This window comes from Streptomyces sp. NPDC028298, assembly GCF_055565895.1.
Genome location: NZ_JBVHTL010000009.1, coordinates 252711 through 270840, shown reverse-complemented (window position 1 = coordinate 270840; position 18130 = coordinate 252711). Strand labels below are relative to the sequence as shown.

The following is an 18130-nucleotide window of genomic DNA, read 5'->3' as shown; positions in this document are numbered from 1 at the left end:
CGCGCGGAGCTACAGCCAGCCCCGCCGCTTGAACAACCGGTACAGCGCGAACTCCAGGACGACCATGCCCCCGATCACCGCCGGATACGACCACAGCCAGTGCAGCTCGGGCATGTGATCGAAGTTCATGCCGTAGATCCCCGCGATCATCGTGGGGACCGCGGCCATGGCGGCCCACGCCGAGATCTTCCGCATGTCGTCGTTCTGCCGCACGCTCATCTGCGCGAGATGCGCCGACAGGATGTCGGACACCAGCCGGTCCAGGCTCTCCACGGACTCGTTGACCCGCAGCAGGTGGTCGTTGACGTCACGGAAGAAGGGCTGCGCCTCGCCGTCGACGAAGGGCACGTCCGCCGTCTTCAGGCCCGAGCCCGCGAGCCGGGACAGCGGCATCGCCAGCGGCACGGTAGCCCGGCGGAACTCCTGGACCTGCCGCTTGAACGCGTAGATCCGCGAGGCGGTGTGCCGCGAGCCGCCGAGATGGGGCGAGAAGACCTCCGCCTCCAGCTCCTCCAGGTCGGTGCCGAGTTCGGTCGCCACGTCCAGGTAGTGGTCCACGGTGGCGTCCGCGATCGAGTGGAGCACCGCCGTCGGCCCGTGCCGCAGCGTCTCCGGATCCGACTCCAGCCGCCGCCGGACCGCCTGCAGCGGCGACTCCTCACCGTGCCGCACGGTCACCACGAACGAGTCGCCCACGAAGACCATGACCTCGCCCGAGGTGACCGTGTCGCTCTGCGGCTCGTACGACACCGGCTTGAGGACCATGAACAGCGAGTCCTCGTACACCTCCAGCTTGGGGCGCTGATGGGCCTTGAGGGCGTCCTCGACCGCCAGCGGGTGGAGCCCGAACTCCTGCGTGACCAGGTCGAACTCCTTCTCCGTCGGCTCGTGCAGGCCGATCCACACGAACGCGTGGCCCCCGGCACGGCACTGGGCCAGCGCCTCGGAGAGGTCGTCGGCGCCCTCGGTCCGGCGGCCGTCACGATAGATGGCGCAGTCGACGATCACGGTGCGCATTCTCCCGCCGTCATGGCCCCGCCGCACACCGGGGGCCGCTTTCCACTGGGCTCACCGCACACCGGCGGCCGCTTTCCGCCGGTCCCGCCGGGCACCGGGGGCCGCTTTCCACAGGGCCCGCCGCCTTCCCGGGCCGTCCGTTTACGCTGGGCCGCATGCCCACCCTGATCCTCGTCCGGCACGGACGCTCCACCGCCAACACCGCGGGACTGCTCGCCGGCTGGACGCCCGGCGTCGCGCTCGACGAGCGCGGTACGCAGCAGGCCCAGGCCCTGCCCGGCCGGCTGGCCGGGCTGCCGATCGCCGAGGTCGTCACCAGCCCCCTCCAGCGCTGCCGGGAGACCGTCCAGCCGCTCCTCGAGGCCCGCCCCCAGGTCCCCGTGCACACCGAGGAGCGCATCGGGGAGGCCCACTACGGCGACTGGTCGGGCCGCAAGCTCGCCGAGCTCAAGGACGAGCCGCTGATGGACGTCGTCCAGGCGCATCCGTCCGCGGCCGCCTTCCCCGGTGGCGAGTCGATGCGGGCCATGCAGCACCGCGCCGCCGAAGCGGTCCGCGAGTGGAACGCGCGCGTGGAGCGCGACCACGGCGGTGACGCGGTCTATCTCATGTGTTCGCACGGCGACATCATCAAGTCGCTCGTCGCCGACGCACTCGGACTTCATCTCGACCTCTTTCAGCGGATCTCTGTGGAACCGTGTTCCATCACAGCGATCCGTTACACCCGGCTCAGGCCCTTTCTCGTGCGTCTCGGGGACACCGGCGATCTCGCCTCCCTGGCCCCGCGCGAGGAAACCCCGGACGGCGACGCACCGGTCGGGGGCGGTGCGGGCGCACCGTGATCGTCGGCCGCAGTAGGGTGAAGCGGTCGAACCAGCACAGCAGTTGTCAACCCGTTCTCAGCCGACGCGGGCCGATGGCCGGCCGGCTCCCCTGCCGATTCAATGGAGACAGGACGTGTCCCGTCAGGTGTTCCTCTACGACCCCCCGGACCGCTTCGTGGCCGGTACGGTCGGGTTGCCCGGACGCCGTACCTTCTTCCTGCAGGCATCCTCCGGCCCCCGGGTGACGAGTGTGGCCCTGGAGAAGACCCAGGTCGCCGCGCTCGCCGAGCGCATGGACGAACTCCTGGACGAGGTCGTCCGGCGCACCGGAGGCAGCGCCCCGGTCCCGGCCATGGCCCCCACCGAGGTCTCCGACACCGCCCCCCTCGACACCCCCGTGGAGGAGGAGTTCCGCGTCGGCACCATGGCACTGGCCTGGGACGGCGAGGAACAGCGCATGATCGTCGAGGCGCAGGCCCTCGTGGAGGTCGAGGCGGAGTCCGACGAGGACCTCGCCGAGGCCGAGGAGCGGCTGCTCCAGGACGAGGAGAACGGGCCGCCCATGCTCCGCGTCCGGCTCACCGGAGCCCAGGCCCGCGCCTTCGCCAAACGGGCCCTCGACGTCGTCAACGCCGGCCGGCCCCCCTGCCCGCTGTGCAGCCTCCCGCTCGACCCGGAAGGACACGTATGTCCGCGCCAGAACGGATACCGCCGCGGAGCGTGACGACCGCCGAGCTGCTCGCCCGGGGCGAGCTGAAGGTACGCGGACGGATCCGCGAGGCCTCGAACGCGGTGCTCTACTGCTCCGTGTCCTACGAGGGCCATGAGGCCTTCTGCGTCTACAAGCCCGTCGCCGGGGAACGGCCGCTGTGGGACTTCCCCGACGGCACGCTCGCCCAGCGCGAGGTCGCCGCCTACGAGGTCTCCGAGGCGACCGGCTGGGGGCTCGTGCCCCCCACCGTGCTGCGCGACGGACCGTACGGCGAGGGCATGTGCCAGATGTGGATCGAGCCCTCCGCCACCGAGGACGGGGACGGGCTGCTCGCGCTCGTGCCGGGCGAGGAGCCCGCCGAGGGCTGGAAGGCCATCGGATTCGCCGAGGTCGGCGAGGGCGAGACGGCGCTGCTCGTGCACGCCGACGACGTCCGGCTGCGACGCCTCGCCGTCCTCGACGCCGTGATCAACAACGCCGACCGCAAGGGCGGCCATCTGCTGCCCGCGGAGGAGGGCCGCCTCTACGGCATCGACCACGGGGTCACCTTCAACGCCGAGAACAAGCTGCGCACCCTGCTGTGGGGATGGGCGGGCGAGCCGCTCACGGACGAGGCCCTCCAGGTCCTGGCCACCCTGCGCGAGGCCCTGGCCCCGGGCGCACCCCTGGCCACCCGCCTGGCCGAACTCGTCACCCCGGCCGAGATCGAGGCCACCCGGGCGCGCGTCGAGGGCATGCTGGCCTCCGGAAGACACCCGGAGCCGAGCGGTGACTGGCCCGCGATCCCCTGGCCTCCGGTGTAGCGCGCCGCCGCGTCCGCACCGTACGACACGGTCCCACCGCCCTCGGTCCATGCCCAGTTCGTATCCGGAAGTCCCGTCCGGTTACGCTCATGACATGTATGCCTGGCCCGCTTCTGAGGTCCCCGCCCTGCCTGGTGAGGGCCGCGACCTCCGGATCCACGACACCGCGACCGGTGGGCTCGTCACCCTTGCCCCCGGTCCCGTCGCCCGTATCTACGTGTGCGGCATCACGCCGTACGACGCCACCCACATGGGACACGCGGCGACCTACAACGCGTTCGACCTCGTGCAGCGCGTGTGGCTCGACACCAAGCGGCAGGTTCACTACGTCCAGAACGTGACGGACGTCGACGACCCGCTGCTGGAGCGGGCCGAGCGCGACGGCGTCGACTGGGTGGGACTCGCCGAGAAGGAGACCGCCCTCTTCCGCGAGGACATGACCGCCCTGCGGATGCTGCCGCCGCGCCACTACATAGGCGCCGTCGAGGCGATACCCGGCATCGTGCCGCTCGTCGAGCGGCTGCGGGACGCCGGAGCCGCCTACGAACTCGAAGGCGACGTGTACTTCTCCGTCGAGGCCGACCCCGACTTCGGCAAGGTGTCCAACCTGGACGCCGCCACGATGCGCCTGCTCTCCGCCGAACGCGGCGGCGACCCGGACCGGCCCGGCAAGAAGAACCCCCTCGACCCGATGCTGTGGATGGCCGCCCGCGAGGGCGAGCCGAGCTGGGACGGCGGCTCACTGGGCCGCGGCCGTCCCGGCTGGCACATCGAGTGCGTCGCCATCGCCCTCGACCACCTCGGCATGGGCTTCGACGTCCAGGGCGGCGGCTCCGACCTCGCCTTCCCGCACCACGAGATGGGCGCCTCGCACGCCCAGGTGCTGACCGGCGAGTTCCCCATGGCCAAGGCGTACGTCCACGCCGGCATGGTTGCCCTGGACGGCGAGAAGATGTCGAAGTCCAAGGGAAACCTCGTCTTCGTGTCCCGGCTGCGGCGTGACGGGGTCGACCCCGCCGCCATCCGGCTGGCGCTGCTCGCGCACCACTACCGGTCCGACTGGGAATGGACGGACGCCGTCCTGGAGGAGGCCGTCGCGCGCCTGGAGGACTGGCGGGCCGCGGTGTCGCGTCCCGACGGGCCGTCCGCCGACGCCCTCGTCGAGGAGATCCGCGCCGCGCTCTCCGAGGACCTCGACGCACCGGCCGCGCTCGCCGCGGTCGACCGCTGGGCCGCGCTCCAGCACGAGACGGGCGGCACGGACGAGGGCGCCCCCGGCGTCGTCTCGCGGGCCGTCGACGCCCTTCTCGGCGTCGCGCTGTAGAACCCCCCTCCCGCCGCGCTCCCCACGAGCGCGGCGGGACACCCGAGTGCCGGGCGGAGATCCTCCGCCCGGCACTCTTCGTGTTCCTGGAGCCCCGCGCCTACCTGGTCACGATGACGGACTGGAGGGCGCCGGTGCCGGTGTCGTAGATCCCGTGGACCTGCTGCCCGAAGGCGAAGGCCCTCTGGACCACGTCATGGGTGACGGGGTCGGGGTGCACGAGGCGGCGCCAGCCGTTGTCGATGAACAGGTACAGCGCCCGCGGCTGGCCCGGGAGCGGGGTCACGACGTCCTGGAAGTGCTGGGCCGTGCCGATGGCCAGCGCCCGGGTCTCGACGGCGCTCGGCAGGATCATCGGCTCACCCTGCTGGATCTGCTGGCTCTGGTGCTGCTGCTGCCCGCCGAGCTGCTGGAGCAGTTGCTGGAACGGCTGCTGCCGGCCGAGCTGCTGGAGCTGCTGCTGCAGGTGCTGCGGAACCTGCTGCCCGATCTCGTGCCGGTCGAAGGGCTGCTGGAACTGCTGCCCCGTCTGCGTCTGATCGGCCGGCATCTGCTGACCGATGGGCATCTGCTGACCGATGGGCATCTGCTGGCCGATGCCCATCTGCTGCCCGAACGGCGTCTGCTGCCCGAACGGCTGCTGTTGGGCGATGCCCTGCTGCTGGTACGGCGACGTGCTCGGGTACTGCTGCTGGTAGGGCGACGTGCTCGGGTACTGCTGCTGTCCCTGTTGTCCCTGCTGGCTCATCTGCGGGATCACGCTCATGCGGGGGTGCCACCTTCCATCCGTGGTTGGTTGCGTTCCGTCCCGGTCCGGTGGGACCACGTCCTCAGCCCGTGACGACCAGGCCGACGATCTCGTCGTCCGAGAACCAGACCCGTACATCGGGCTGTCCCGCCGCGAAGGCGGCGTGCACCGCCTGCCGGATCTCGGGGGACGGCCGGTCGAGGTTGCGCCAGGCGCCGGACACGTACAGCCGGAGCCTCGGCGGGAGTTCGTGCGGATACGGCAGCAGCTCGTCCCAGTACCGCTCGGCGCGGCCCGAGCCGACCGCCTCCGGCAGCAGCCGGGTCACCGCCGCCTTGATGTCGGGCCGGCTGCCGATCCGCTGGGACGCGGGCCGGCCCGGCGCGTCCTGCTGCGGGGAACCCGTGCCCCGCAGCAGGACGCGCGCACGTTCCGAGGACATCGGTGGCCGGCCCGCGGCCTTGAGCATGCCCTGCAGCGCGGCCAGGGCGCCGACCACCACCGGGGAGGCGGAAGACGTCCCCGAGAACGTGTCCGTGTACCAGGTGATCTCCTCGGCCCCGCCCTGCAGATCGCCGGGCCGGTCCCAGAAGCCACCGGTGGTCGTGACCTCGCGTCCCCAGCCCTGGGCGTCCACGCGGGCGCCGTAGTTGGAGAACGCGAGCCGTGAACGGTCCGGCCCGTGGTCGCGGCCGTGGGTGCCGGGCGGCGGCGCGCCCGCGCCGACCAGGATCGCCCCGGAGGACGGGTTGGAGGGGTTGAAGGGATTGCGCCACCACTCGGGGAACTCCGCCGGCCGGCGTTCGTAGAGCGCGTCGTCCAGCGACTCGCCGCCGTTGCCGGCGGCGGCCACCACGAGGATGCCCCGGGAGGTCGCGTCCTGGATGGCCGCGAAGTCGTCGGGCCACCATTCCAGCGCGATGTATCCCTCCTGGCTGTCGCGCTCCTCGAAGTCGAACCGGGGCCCCGGAGCGTGCAGTTCGACGAGGACGATGTCGCCGGGGCCCAGCCGCTCCGCCGCCGCGTGGATCGCCGCGGCCGTCCCGATGCCCCGGAACGACGCGGCCGCCGTCACGGCCTCCGGCGCGATGCCGGTGATCCCGTGCTCGTTGCGGTCCCCGCCGATCACGCCGATGACGGCGGTGCCGTGGTTGCGCCAGGCGAGGTCCGTGTGCGGCGTGCCCACGACCACCCCGGCGAGCTTCGACGCCAGGTCCTCGTGCCCGAGCTGCCAGGCACCCTCGACGTCGATCACCGTGACGCCCCGGCCCGCACCGCCCGGCCGCTGCCACGCCCAGTACGCGTCGACGCCCTCGGGCGCCGGGCGCAGGTAGCCCTGCCTGCTGGTGAAGTCGGGGGTGACCGGCGCCCCTTCCTTCAGCCGCCGGCCCTCGTCGGCGCTCCGGCCGGTCCACGCCGCCGGTTCCGGTGCCGCGGGAACGGCACCGGGCTTCACGTACGCCGTGTCGATGCCCGGCAGCGCGGCGATCCGGGCCCGCAGCTCCTGGGCGCGGTTGCGCGCGCCGCGCAGCCGGTAGAAGAGCGCGAGGTCGGGCCCGCTGCCGGTGCCCGCCTCCGTGGACTGCCGGAGCCGGTCCTCGCTGCCGAACAGCGGCTCCAGGACGAGCTGTTCGTCGCTGAGGAACATGTCGAGGGCGGAGACGTCGGCGCCCGCCGCCGACCGCACGCCCTCGGCCCCGGCGCGCAGCCTGGCCTCCGGACGGGCGACGACGATCAGCTCCTGCTCGGCTCCTCGGTAGGTGAATCCGGCTCCGTCGGGCCCCGGCCCGGTCGTTCCCGGGCCTCGCGCCGGCTGTACCTGGTCGGTCATCGCGTACCGCTCCCTTCGATCCCTGGGGTGCCGGTCCCTGCGTGTGCCGTACGCCGCACAACCTGGCACGCCCCCGGCATCCCGTCCACCCCGAATTCGCCAACTTGGTTTGGGAACAAGTTGAATTGGGCAACGTGTGCAATCCGTCCTGAAACAGATGTCACGCCGCATTCACGCCAAAGGCCAAGGAGACGGATGGGGTGTGGTGGGACGGCAGCGGCGTCCGGACACGCGGAAGGGGGGGTACGCGCGTGACGCGTACCGCCCCTTCCCGGCCCGTGGAGCCGTGTCCTCGATCCCCGCGGCTCGGCCGGGAGTTCAGCTCTCGGAGGAGTCCGTCCCGTCCGAGGTGTCCGGCGTGTCACCGGACCCGGGCCCGGATCCCGGCGTGCCGGGCGTGTCCGAAGGGCCCGGGGAGTCCTCGGAGCCCGGTGCGCGGTCCTGCGCTTCCGCGCCGGCGCCGTCGTCCGTCGCCTTCAGCGGTTCCCCGGCCCCGGTGTCCTGTCCGGACTCCGACTCCGGGCGCTGGGGCAGCGGTGGCCGGGAGCGGCCGCCGGGGGTGTCACGGAGGTACGAGGCCGGCTCGCCGCTCTCCGTCGCGTGGCCCGGAGAACCGGCCGTCGGCCCGCCGCCGTCCCTGCGGCGCAGATAACGCTCGAACTCGCGGGCGATGGCCTCGCCGGACGCCTCCGGCAGCTCGGCGGTGTCCCGGGCCTCCTCCAGCGTCTGCACGTACTCGGCGACCTCACTGTCCTCGGCGGCGAGCTGGTCGACGCCGAGCTGCCAGGCCCGCGCGTCCTCGGGCAGCTCGCCCAGGGGGATGCGCAGGTCGATGAGGTCTTCCAGACGGTTCAGCAGCGCCAGCGTCGCCTTCGGGTTGGGCGGCTGCGACACGTAGTGCGGTACGGCCGCCCACAGGGACACGGCGGGTACGCCCGCGTGCGTGCACGCCTCCTGGAGGATGCCGACGATGCCCGTGGGGCCCTCGTACTTGGTCTCCTCCAGATCCATCGTGCGGGCCAGGTCGGAGTCCGAGGTGACACCGCTGACCGGCACCGGACGGGTGTGCGGGGTGTCGCCGAGCAGCGCGCCCAGGATCACCACCAGCTCCACGCCCAGTTCGTGCGCGAAGCCGAGCAGTTCGTTGCAGAACGAGCGCCAGCGCATCGACGGCTCGATGCCCCGGACCAGCACCAGGTCGCGCGGCTTCTCGCCGCCGATCCGGACCACCGACAGACGCGTGGTCGGCCAGGTGATCTTGCGTACGCCACCGTCCAGGAACACGGTGGGGCGGTTCACCTGGAAGTCGTAGTAGTCCTCGGCGTCCAGCGCCGCGAACACCTCGCCCTTCCATTCCCGGTCCAGGTGCGCGACCGCGGCGGAGGCGGCGTCGCCGGCGTCGTTCCAGCCCTCGAACGCGGCCACCATGACTGGGTCGATCAGCTCGGGAACCCCCTCCAGCTCGATCACCCAGCGCCTCCTTCCGATCTGCCCTCGCGTACGCCTCAACCTTACGGCGTGCCGAGGGGACCTCCGCAGCCCCCTTGCACGGGGGAGTGAACGGATCACTGCCCCGTCGAAGGCCCGGAAACACGCGAGCCCGCCACCGCGCCGCACCCGCCCGTCCGGGCCGCCGCCCACCAACTCGTCCGCCCGCCATCGGCGTTGCCGTGCGGGAGACGGCCTCGGAGCACGCGGGCGCCCACCACAGGGGTGAGGGGCGGCACCCCCCGTGGGAGCCGCCCCTCACCCGTCCGTGGAGGCCTACTTGCCGTCGAGCAGGTCCTGCACCCTGCCGCGGACCTCGTCCGTGGCCAGACCCCGGATCGTCAGCGTCGTACGGCGGCGCAGCACGTCGTCCGCCGTCTCGGCCCACTCGTTGTCCCGGGCGTAGACGACCTGTGCCCAGATCTCCGGGGCGTCGGGGTGGACGCGCTCGCCGAGCGCCGGGTTCTCGTTCGCCAGCCGGGCGATGTCGAAGGCCAGTGAGCCGTAGTGGGTGGCCAGGTGCCGGGCCGTGTCGGCGGCCATGCGCGGACCGGGCGCGGGACCGTCCACCAGCAGGCGGTGGGCGACCGCGCGCGGGTTGGCGACACCCGGGAGCGGCAGCTTGCGCGGCAGCTCCGAGATCGGCTCGAAGTCCTCGCCGAGCGGCCGGCCCGGCAGCGCCTCCAGCTTCTTCATGACGGTCCGGCCGATGTGCCGGAAGGTGGTCCACTTGCCGCCCGCGACGGACAGCATGCCGCCGCGGCCCTCCGTGACGACCGTCTCGCGCTTGGCCTTCGACGTGTCGCCGGGACCGCCCGGCAGCACCCGCAGGCCCGCGAAGGAGTAGGTGATCAGGTCGCGCGAGAGCTGCTGGTCGCGGATGGAGAACGCGGCCTCGTCGAGTATCTGCGCCGTGTCCTTCTCGGTGACCGCGACGTCCGCCGGGTCGCCCTCGTACTCCTCGTCGGTGGTGCCGAGCAGCAGCATGTCCTCCCAGGGGAGGGCGAAGGTGATGCGGTACTTGTCGATCGGGGTGGCCAGCGCGGCCTTCCACGGAGAGGTGCGCTTGAGGACCAGGTGCGCGCCCTTGGACAGCCGGATCGACGGAGCCGCGTTCGGGTCCTCCAGCTTGCGCAGGTGGTCGACCCACGGGCCGGTCGCGTTCAGCACGAGACGGGCGTTCACGCCGAACTCGTCGCCGGACAGCCGGTCCCGCAGCTCCGCGCCCGTCACCCGGCCCCGGGTGAAGCGCAGGCCCGTGACCTCGGCGTGGTTCAGGACCGCGGCCCCCGACTCGACGGCGGCGCGGACCGTCATGAGGGCCATGCGGGAGTCGTTCATCTGGTCGTCGCCGTACACGGCCACGGCCTTGAGGTTGTCGGTGCGCAGCTCGGGCACGTCCTGCGCGGCCTTGGAGGGGCTGAGCAGGTGTCCGACGCCGTCACCGAACGCCGACAGCGCGGAGTAGGCGAAGACGCCCGCCCCGAGCTTCGCCGCGCCGTGCGGCCCGCCCTTGTACACGGGGAGGTAGAACGTGAGCGGATTCGCCAGGTGGGGTGCCACCTGGCGGGAGACCGCACGGCGCTCGAAGTGGTTCTCCGCCACCAGCTTCACCGCGCCGGTCTGCAGGTAGCGCAGACCGCCGTGGAGGAGCTTGGAGGACGCGGAGGAGGTGGCGCCGGCGAAGTCGCCGGCGTCGACCAGAGCCACCCGCAGCCCGGACTGCGCGGCGTGCCAGGCGGTGGAGATGCCCAGGATGCCGCCGCCGATGACGAGAAGGTCGTACGTCGCCTTGGAGAGCTGCTCCCGGGTCTCGGCGCGGCTCGGGTTGGAGCCGGAGGCCGGGTGCGTACCGAGGGCAGGCACGGACTGCAGGGTGGACTGGCTGGTCATTGCGGGTTCTTACTCCTCGTCAGTTCTCGTCTTCGATCCAGCCCATGGTCCGCTCGACGGCCTTGAGCCAGCTCTTGTACTCACGGTCGCGGACGTCCGCGGCCATGTTGGGGGTCCATTCCGCGGCCCGGCGCCAGTTGGCGCGCAGGTCCTCGGTGTTGGTCCAGAAGCCGACGGCCAGACCGGCGGCGTAGGCGGCGCCGAGGCAGGTGGTCTCGGCGACCATCGGGCGCACCACGGGGGCGTCCAGGACGTCGGCCAGGGTCTGCATCAGCAGGTTGTTGGAGGTCATGCCGCCGTCGACCTTGAGCGCCGTGAGCTCGACGCCGGAGTCCTTGGTCATGGCGTCGCTGATCTCACGGGTCTGCCAGGCGGTGGCCTCAAGGACGGCGCGTGCGATGTGCGCCTTGGTGACGTACCGGGTCAGGCCGGCGATCACACCGCGGGCGTCGGGACGCCAGTACGGGGCGAACAGACCGGAGAAGGCCGGCACGAAGTAGGCGCCGCCGTTGTCCTCGACCGAGGACGCGAGGGTCTCGATCTCGGCGGCGGACTGGATCAGGCCCATCTGGTCGCGCATCCACTGCACCAGCGAGCCGGTGACGGCGATGGAGCCTTCCAGGGCGTAGACCGGATCCTGGTCGCCGATCCGGTAGCCGACCGTGGTCAGCAGGCCCGAGTACGAGTTGATGATCTTGTCACCGGTGTTCATCAGCATGAACGTGCCGGTGCCGTACGTGGACTTGGCCTCGCCCTCGGCGAAACAGGTCTGGCCGAACAGGGCCGCCTGCTGGTCGCCGAGCGCGGAGGCGACCGGGATGCCGCCGAGCAGCTCGCCGAGCGGGCCGCCGGTGACCTCCCCGTACACCTCGGCGGAGGAGCGGATCTCCGGCAGCATCGCCAGCGGGACGCCGATCGACTCGGCGATCTTCTCGTCCCAGGCCAGGGTGTGCAGGTTCATCAGCATGGTGCGCGAGGCGTTGGTGACGTCGGTGACGTGCTTGCCGCCGTCGGGACCGCCGGTCAGGTTCCAGATGACCCAGGTGTCCATCGTGCCGAAGAGGATGTCCCCGGCCTCGGCGCGCTCGCGCAGGCCCTCGACGTTGTCGAGCAGCCAGCGCGCCTTCGGGCCGGCGAAGTACGACGCGAGGGGCAGGCCGGTCTCGCGGCGGAAGCGGTCCTGGCCGACGTTGCGGCCGAGTTCCTTGCACAGCGCGTCGGTGCGGGTGTCCTGCCAGACGAGCGCGTTGTGGACGGGCTCACCGGTGTTCTTGTCCCACAGCAGCGTGGTCTCGCGCTGGTTGGTGATGCCGATGGCCTTGATGTCGTCACGGGTGATGCCGGCCTTCGAGATGGCCCCGGCGACGACCTCCTGGACGTTGGTCCAGATCTCGGCGGCGTCGTGCTCGACCCAGCCCGGCTTCGGGAAGATCTGCTCGTGCTCCTTCTGGTCGACGGAGACGATGCGTCCGTCGCGGTCGAAGACGATGCAGCGCGACGAGGTGGTGCCCTGGTCGATGGCGGCGATGAAGGGGCCGGCGGTGTGTGCGTCGGTCACGGTGTGCTCCTGGTTTCCGTGGGAGAGGGGCTGTATACGGCGCGGTGCTTCAAAGCGGTGCTGTGCGGCTCATGGTGCATGGGGCGCGGCTTCCAAGCGTGCTGGAGCGGGGGCTCCTAGGCGAAGGCGACGTTGTATATGCCTGCCGCGATCGCGCCGCCGATGAGCGGGCCGACGACCGGGATCCAGGCGTAGCTCCAGTCGGAACCACCCTTGTTGGGCAGGGGGAGCAGGGCGTGCACGATGCGCGGACCGAGGTCACGGGCCGGGTTGATCGCGTAGCCGGTGGGGCCACCGAGGGAGAGACCGATGCTCACCACCACGAAGGAGGTGATCAGGGCGCCGAGGACGCCGAGGCCGTCGCCGTTGTTGTTCAGTCCCTGCGTGAGGATCGCGAGGATCAGCACCACGGTGCCGATGATCTCGGTGGCGAGGTTCTGCACGGCGTTGCGGATCTCGGGGCCGGTGGAGAAGACGCCGAGCACCGGGCCGGCGGCCGCCTCCTCGGCCTCGACGGCCTTCGCGACCTTCTCCTCGGGAACCCCGACGATCTCGCTGTCGGTGAGGTGCGCGAGGAACTGGCCGTAGTAGGCCACCCAGACCAGTACCGCGCCGATCATGGCGCCGAGAAGCTGCCCGCCCCAGTAGGTGGCGAGGTTGCTGTAGTCGTCGTCCTTGATCGCGAGGGCGAGGCTCACGGCCGGGTTGAGGTGCGCGCCCGAGAGCGGCGCCGAGATGTAGACCGCGGTCATGACCGCGAAGCCCCACCCGAAGGCGATGGCCAGCCATCCGGCGGCTCGCGCCTTGGAGGCCTTCAGCGTGACGGCGGCGCACACGCCACCGCCGAGCAGGATGAGAACGGCGGTACCGATGGTCTCGCCGATGAAGATGTCGGAGCTGGACACCCGCGACTCCTTTGTCCTTCGTCCAGGGGAAGCCGAACCCCGGGTCCCACCGGTGGTTCGTGCTCTCGGGGAGTGAGAGCGATGTCGGCCCTGGCATTGGCACACCCTAACGCTTATTGCCGGTAGGTGTTCGACAATGCCGACCGATGGACGGGAGTCTTGCTCTCGCTTCGTCGACTCGTCAAGGGTTCGGTTATCGAAAGCGCGATCGTTATTGATTGCTGTGTGCTATCGATGCGTCGCCGCACGTCGCAGGGCATGCGAAAGAGGCCGGGAAGCGTTCCGCTTCCCGGCCTCGAACCCTGCTGACCCCGGCCCTCACCCGGTACGAAAACGGGACCGAGGTGTGTGAAAAAGACCGCCGCGCGACGGACGCGTCAGCACCGCCGGCCGGGCGTGCGCACACAGGAGCCGTCCCGAGGGCGCTGTACGCGCCGGTACGGCCCCGCGAACGCCGTTCGCGTCAGAACCGCCCCGCGCCCAGGTCGCGCGACACCGCGCGGGCACAGTCGCGCACCGCGGCGATCAGCTCCGGACGCAGCTCACCGTCCTTGCACACCCGCTCCACGGCCCCGGTGATGCCCACCGCGCCGACCGGCATGCGCCGCCGGTTGTGGATCGGGGCGGCGACCGAGGCGACACCCGTCCACGTCTCCTCGACGTCCTCCGCGTACCCCCGCGCGCGGGTCACGTCGAGAACGACCTCGAAGTCGTCCAGTTCGCTGATCGTCCGCGGGGTGAACGGCTTGCGCTCGACCTCCAGGACCTCGCTGTGCGCCACCGGGTCGTAGGCGGACAGCACCTTGCCCAGGGCCGTGGAGTGCAGCGGCTGCATCGCCCCCACCTCCAGCACCTGGCGGCTGTCGTCGGGCCGGAAGACGTGGTGCACGATCAGCACGCCCTGCTGGTGCAGCACGCCCAGATAGACGCTCTCGCCGCTGGAGCGCGCCAGGTCGTCCGTCCACACCAGGGCGCGCGCCCGCAGTTCGTGCACGTCGAGATACGTGGTGCCCAGCCGCAGCAGCTCGGCGCCGAGCTGATAGCGCCCCGAGGCCGAGTCCTGCTCGACGAACCCCTCCTGCTGGAGGGTGCGCAGGATGCCATGGGCCGTACCCTTGGCCAGGCCGAGCGAGGAGGCGATGTCCGACAGGCCGAGCTGTCGCTCGCCGCCCGCGAGCAGCCGCAGCATCGCCGCTGCCCGTTCGAGCGACTGGATGTTCCGTGCCATCGCCGTGCTGCCTCCGTCCCCTTCGACCGTCGGCGCGACTGCCCGCAGCCGTTCGGCAATGTCGAACACTACCGGTCGTCACCGAGCTCCCGCCAATGGGTCGTCGCCCCGCGTTCCGACCGTCTCCACACCGCCGTCACCCACGCCACGCCCGTCCGCCTCGTGGACGCCCATGCCTCATCCGCGGTGCTCCGGGCTACCCTGACGGCGTGCGCCTTCCATGGGAAGCGCAAAGCCGACAGCCGTCGCACTCCAGGGAGCACCTTCATGGCCTCGTTGCCGAACCCGTCCCTTTCGTCCGGTCTTTCCGAAGGCCGTGAACGAACCGACGCACTCCGAGAAGCGCTCGCCACCCGTGTCGTGGTGGCCGACGGCGCGATGGGCACGATGCTTCAGGCGCAGGACCCGACCCTCGAGGACTTCGAGAACCTCGAAGGCTGCAACGAGATCCTCAACATCACCCGCCCCGACATCGTGCGCTCCGTCCATGAGGCCTACTTCGAGGTCGGCGTCGACTGCGTCGAGACGAACACCTTCGGTGCGAACCACTCCGCCATGGCCGAGTACGACATCGCGGACCGCGTGCACGAACTCTCCGAGGCCGGCGCCAGGATCGCCCGCGAGGTCGCCGACGCGTTCGGCGCCCGCGACGGCCGCCAGCGCTGGGTCCTGGGCTCCATCGGCCCCGGCACCAAGCTGCCGACCCTCGGTCACGTCTCCTACGGCACCCTGCGCGACGGCTTCCAGGCCAACGCCGAGGGCCTGCTCGCCGGCGGCGCCGACGCCCTGATCGTCGAGACCACCCAGGACCTGCTCCAGACGAAGTCCTCCGTCCTCGGCGCGCACCGCGCCATGGAGGCCACCGGCGTCCGCGTGCCCCTGCTGGTCTCGATGGCCTTCGAGACCACCGGCACCATGCTCCTCGGCTCCGAGATCGGCGCCGCGCTGACCGCGCTGGAACCTCTCGGCATCGACATGATCGGCCTGAACTGCTCGACCGGCCCCGCCGAGATGAGCGAGCACCTGCGCTACCTCACCCGGCACTCCCGCATCCCCCTGCTGTGCATGCCGAACGCCGGCCTGCCGGTCCTGACGAAGGACGGCGCCCACTTCCCGCTGGACGCCGAGGGACTCGCCGACGCCCAGGAGAACTTCGTACGGGACTACGGCCTCTCCCTGATCGGCGGCTGCTGCGGCACCACCCCCGAGCACCTGCGCCAGGTGGTCGAGCGGGTCAACGGCCTCACGCCCGTCGAGCGCAACCCGCGGCCCGAGCCCGGCGCCGCCTCCCTCTACCAGACGGTCTCCTTCCGCCAGGACACCGCCTACATGGCGATCGGTGAGCGCACCAACGCCAACGGGTCGAAGAAGTTCCGCGAGGCCATGCTGGAAGCCCGCTGGGACGACTGCGTCGAGATGGCCCGCGACCAGATCCGCGAGGGCGCGCACATGCTCGACCTGTGCGTCGACTACGTCGGCCGCGACGGTGTCGCCGACATGGACGAACTCGCCGGCCGCTTCGCCACCGCCTCCACCCTGCCCATCGTGCTGGACTCCACCGAGGTCGACGTCCTGCGCGCCGGCCTGGAGCGCCTGGGCGGCCGGGCGGTCCTCAACTCGGTCAACTACGAGGACGGCGACGGACCCGAGTCCCGCTTCGCCAAGGTGACCCGGCTCGCCCGCGAGCACGGCGCCGCGCTCATCGCCCTGACCATCGACGAGGAGGGCCAGGCCCGCACGGTGGAGACCAAGGTCGCCATCGCCGAACGGCTCATCGAGGACCTCACCACCAACTGGGGCATCCACGAGTCCGACATCCTCATCGACTGCCTGACCTTCACGATCTGTACGGGCCAGGAGGAGTCCCGCAAGGACGGCATCGCGACCATCGAGGCCATCCGCGAGCTCAAGCGCCGCCGCCCCGACGTCCAGACCACGCTCGGCCTGTCCAACATCTCCTTCGGCCTCAACCCGGCCGCCCGCATCCTCCTCAACTCCGTCTTCCTCGACGAATGCGTCAAGGCCGGCCTGGACTCGGCGATCGTGCACGCCTCCAAGATCCTGCCGATCGCCCGCTTCAGCGAGGAGGAGGTCACCACCGCCCTCGACCTCATCCACGACCGGCGCGCCGAGGGCTACGACCCGCTGCAGAAGCTCATGGCCCTGTTCGAGGGCGCCACCACCAAGTCCCTCAAGGCGGGCAAGGCCGAGGAACTGGCCGCCCTCCCGCTGGACGAGCGCCTGAAGCGCCGGATCATCGACGGCGAGAAGAACGGCCTGGAGGCCGACCTCGCCGCCGCCCTCGAGGACCGCCCCGCCCTCGACATCGTCAACGAGACCCTCCTCGACGGCATGAAGGTCGTCGGCGAACTGTTCGGCTCCGGCCAGATGCAGCTCCCCTTCGTCCTCCAGTCCGCCGAGGTCATGAAGTCGGCCGTCGCCTACCTCGAACCCCACATGGAGAAGTCGGACGCGGAGGGCAAGGGCACCATCGTCCTGGCCACCGTGCGCGGCGACGTCCACGACATCGGCAAGAACCTCGTCGACATCATCCTGTCCAACAACGGCTACAACGTCGTCAACCTCGGCATCAAGCAGCCGGTCTCCGCGATCCTGGACGCCGCCGAGGAACACAAGGCCGACGTCATCGGCATGTCGGGACTCCTGGTCAAGTCCACGGTGATCATGAAGGAGAACCTGGAGGAGCTCAACCAGCGAGGCATGTCCGCCGACTACCCCGTCATCCTCGGCGGTGCGGCCCTGACCAGGGCCTACGTCGAACAGGACCTCCACGAGATCTACCAGGGCGAGGTCCGCTACGCCCGCGACGCCTTCGAGGGCCTGCGCCTCATGGACGCCCTCATCGGCGTCAAGCGCGGAGTCCCCGGCGCCGTACTGCCCGAACTCAAGCAGCGCCGGGTCCGCGCCACCGCGTCCGCCCCGATCGAGGAGCGCCCGCAGGAGGGCCACGTCCGCTCCGACGTCTCCACCGACAACCCCGTCCCCAAGACCCCCTTCACCGGCACCCGCGTGATCAAGGGCATCCAGCTCAAGGAGTACGCCTCCTGGCTGGACGAGGACGCCCTGTTCAAGGGCCAGTGGGGCCTCAAGCAGGCCCGCGCCGGCGACGGCCCCACCTACGACCAGCTCGTCGAGACCGAGGGCCGGCCCCGGCTGCGCGGACTGCTCGACCGGCTCCAGCGCGACAACCTGCTGGAAGCCGCCGTGGTCTACGGCTACTTCCCCTGCGTCTCCAAGGACGACGACCTGATCATCCTCGACGACCAGGGCAACGAGCGGACCCGCTTCACCTTCCCCCGCCAGAGCCGCGGCCGCCGGCTGTGCCTCGCCGACTTCTTCCGCCCCGAGGAATCCGGCGAGACCGACGTCGTCGGACTCCAGGTCGTCACCGTCGGCTCCCGCATCGGCGAGGAGACCGCCAAGCTCTTCGAGGCCAACGCCTACCGCGACTACCTGGAACTGCACGGCCTGTCCGTCCAGCTCGCCGAGGCCCTCGCCGAGTACTGGCACGCCCGCGTCCGCTCCGAACTGGGCTTCGCCGGCGAGGACCCCGACGAGATCACCGACATGTTCGCCCTCAAGTACCGCGGCGCCCGCTTCTCCCTCGGCTACGGCGCCTGCCCCAACCTGGAGGACCGCGCCAAGATCGCGCAGCTCCTGGAACCCGAGCGCATCGGCGTCCACCTCTCCGAGGAGTTCCAGCTCCACCCCGAGCAGTCGACCGACGCCATCGTCATCCACCACCCGGAAGCCAAGTACTTCAACGCACGGTGACGGT

General features: G+C 71.1%; 13 protein-coding genes. 5 read left to right on the top strand and 8 right to left on the bottom strand.

The window, feature by feature from the left end; all coding sequences use genetic code 11:
* Window positions 1-9: 9 nt before the first annotated feature.
* A complete protein-coding gene (gene corA, locus ACZ4TO_RS34020; protein ID WP_385042572.1) occupies window positions 10-1008 on the bottom strand; it encodes a magnesium/cobalt transporter CorA in 999 nt (332 codons plus the stop codon).
* Window positions 1009-1172: 164 nt separating this feature from the next.
* Here corA and ACZ4TO_RS34015 point away from each other — a divergent pair, with 164 nt between their 5' ends.
* The 4 genes from ACZ4TO_RS34015 to mshC all read left to right on the top strand — a co-directional run bounded on the left by ACZ4TO_RS34015 (window position 1173) and on the right by mshC (window position 4680).
* Window positions 1173-1859 carry a histidine phosphatase family protein gene (locus ACZ4TO_RS34015; protein ID WP_382789240.1) on the top strand — a complete coding sequence of 229 codons (687 nt, stop codon included), beginning with the start codon at window positions 1173-1175 and terminating at the stop codon, window positions 1857-1859.
* 115 nt (window positions 1860-1974) lie between these two features.
* On the top strand, window positions 1975-2565 hold the full coding sequence (locus tag ACZ4TO_RS34010; RefSeq protein ID WP_326788750.1) for a DUF3090 domain-containing protein: 591 nt from the start codon (window positions 1975-1977) through the stop codon (window positions 2563-2565).
* Window positions 2529-3356, top strand: a complete 828-nt coding sequence (locus ACZ4TO_RS34005; protein WP_385042571.1) for an SCO1664 family protein — start codon at window positions 2529-2531, stop codon at window positions 3354-3356. Before ACZ4TO_RS34010 ends, ACZ4TO_RS34005 begins: the two co-directional genes overlap by 37 nt.
* 94 nt (window positions 3357-3450) lie before the next feature.
* Window positions 3451-4680, top strand: coding sequence for a cysteine--1-D-myo-inosityl 2-amino-2-deoxy-alpha-D-glucopyranoside ligase (mshC, locus tag ACZ4TO_RS34000; protein WP_382789234.1), 1230 nt, complete (start codon window positions 3451-3453; stop codon window positions 4678-4680).
* A 100-nt stretch (window positions 4681-4780) separates the two neighbouring features.
* Here the strand turns inward: mshC and ACZ4TO_RS33995 are convergent, their stop codons facing one another.
* The 7 genes from ACZ4TO_RS33995 to ACZ4TO_RS33965 form a co-directional block, all read right to left on the bottom strand.
* On the bottom strand, window positions 4781-5446 hold the full coding sequence (locus tag ACZ4TO_RS33995) for a hypothetical protein (protein WP_468026225.1): 666 nt from the start codon (window positions 5444-5446) through the stop codon (window positions 4781-4783).
* A 64-nt stretch (window positions 5447-5510) separates the two neighbouring features.
* Window positions 5511-7259 carry a S8 family peptidase gene (locus tag ACZ4TO_RS33990; protein WP_468026224.1) on the bottom strand — a complete coding sequence of 583 codons (1749 nt, stop codon included), beginning with the start codon at window positions 7257-7259 and terminating at the stop codon, window positions 5511-5513.
* A gap of 318 nt (window positions 7260-7577) precedes the next feature.
* The gene (locus ACZ4TO_RS33985; protein WP_468026223.1) at window positions 7578-8729 is read right to left on the bottom strand and encodes a PAC2 family protein; all 1152 of its coding nucleotides are present in this window, start codon (window positions 8727-8729) and stop codon (window positions 7578-7580) included.
* 294 nt (window positions 8730-9023) lie between these two features.
* A complete protein-coding gene (locus ACZ4TO_RS33980) occupies window positions 9024-10640 on the bottom strand; it encodes a glycerol-3-phosphate dehydrogenase/oxidase (RefSeq protein ID WP_382789223.1) in 1617 nt (538 codons plus the stop codon).
* 19 nt (window positions 10641-10659) lie between these two features.
* A complete protein-coding gene (gene glpK / locus ACZ4TO_RS33975) occupies window positions 10660-12198 on the bottom strand; it encodes a glycerol kinase GlpK (protein WP_382789220.1) in 1539 nt (512 codons plus the stop codon).
* A 116-nt stretch (window positions 12199-12314) separates the two neighbouring features.
* Window positions 12315-13103 carry an MIP/aquaporin family protein gene (locus tag ACZ4TO_RS33970; RefSeq protein WP_382789217.1) on the bottom strand — a complete coding sequence of 263 codons (789 nt, stop codon included), beginning with the start codon at window positions 13101-13103 and terminating at the stop codon, window positions 12315-12317.
* 463 nt (window positions 13104-13566) lie between these two features.
* Complete coding sequence (locus ACZ4TO_RS33965) at window positions 13567-14331, bottom strand: IclR family transcriptional regulator (RefSeq protein ID WP_355774955.1); 765 nt, start codon at window positions 14329-14331, stop codon at window positions 13567-13569.
* A 267-nt stretch (window positions 14332-14598) separates the two neighbouring features.
* Here ACZ4TO_RS33965 and metH point away from each other — a divergent pair, with 267 nt between their 5' ends.
* Complete coding sequence (metH, locus tag ACZ4TO_RS33960; RefSeq protein ID WP_468026222.1) at window positions 14599-18126, top strand: methionine synthase; 3528 nt, start codon at window positions 14599-14601, stop codon at window positions 18124-18126.
* Window positions 18127-18130 lie beyond the last annotated feature (4 nt).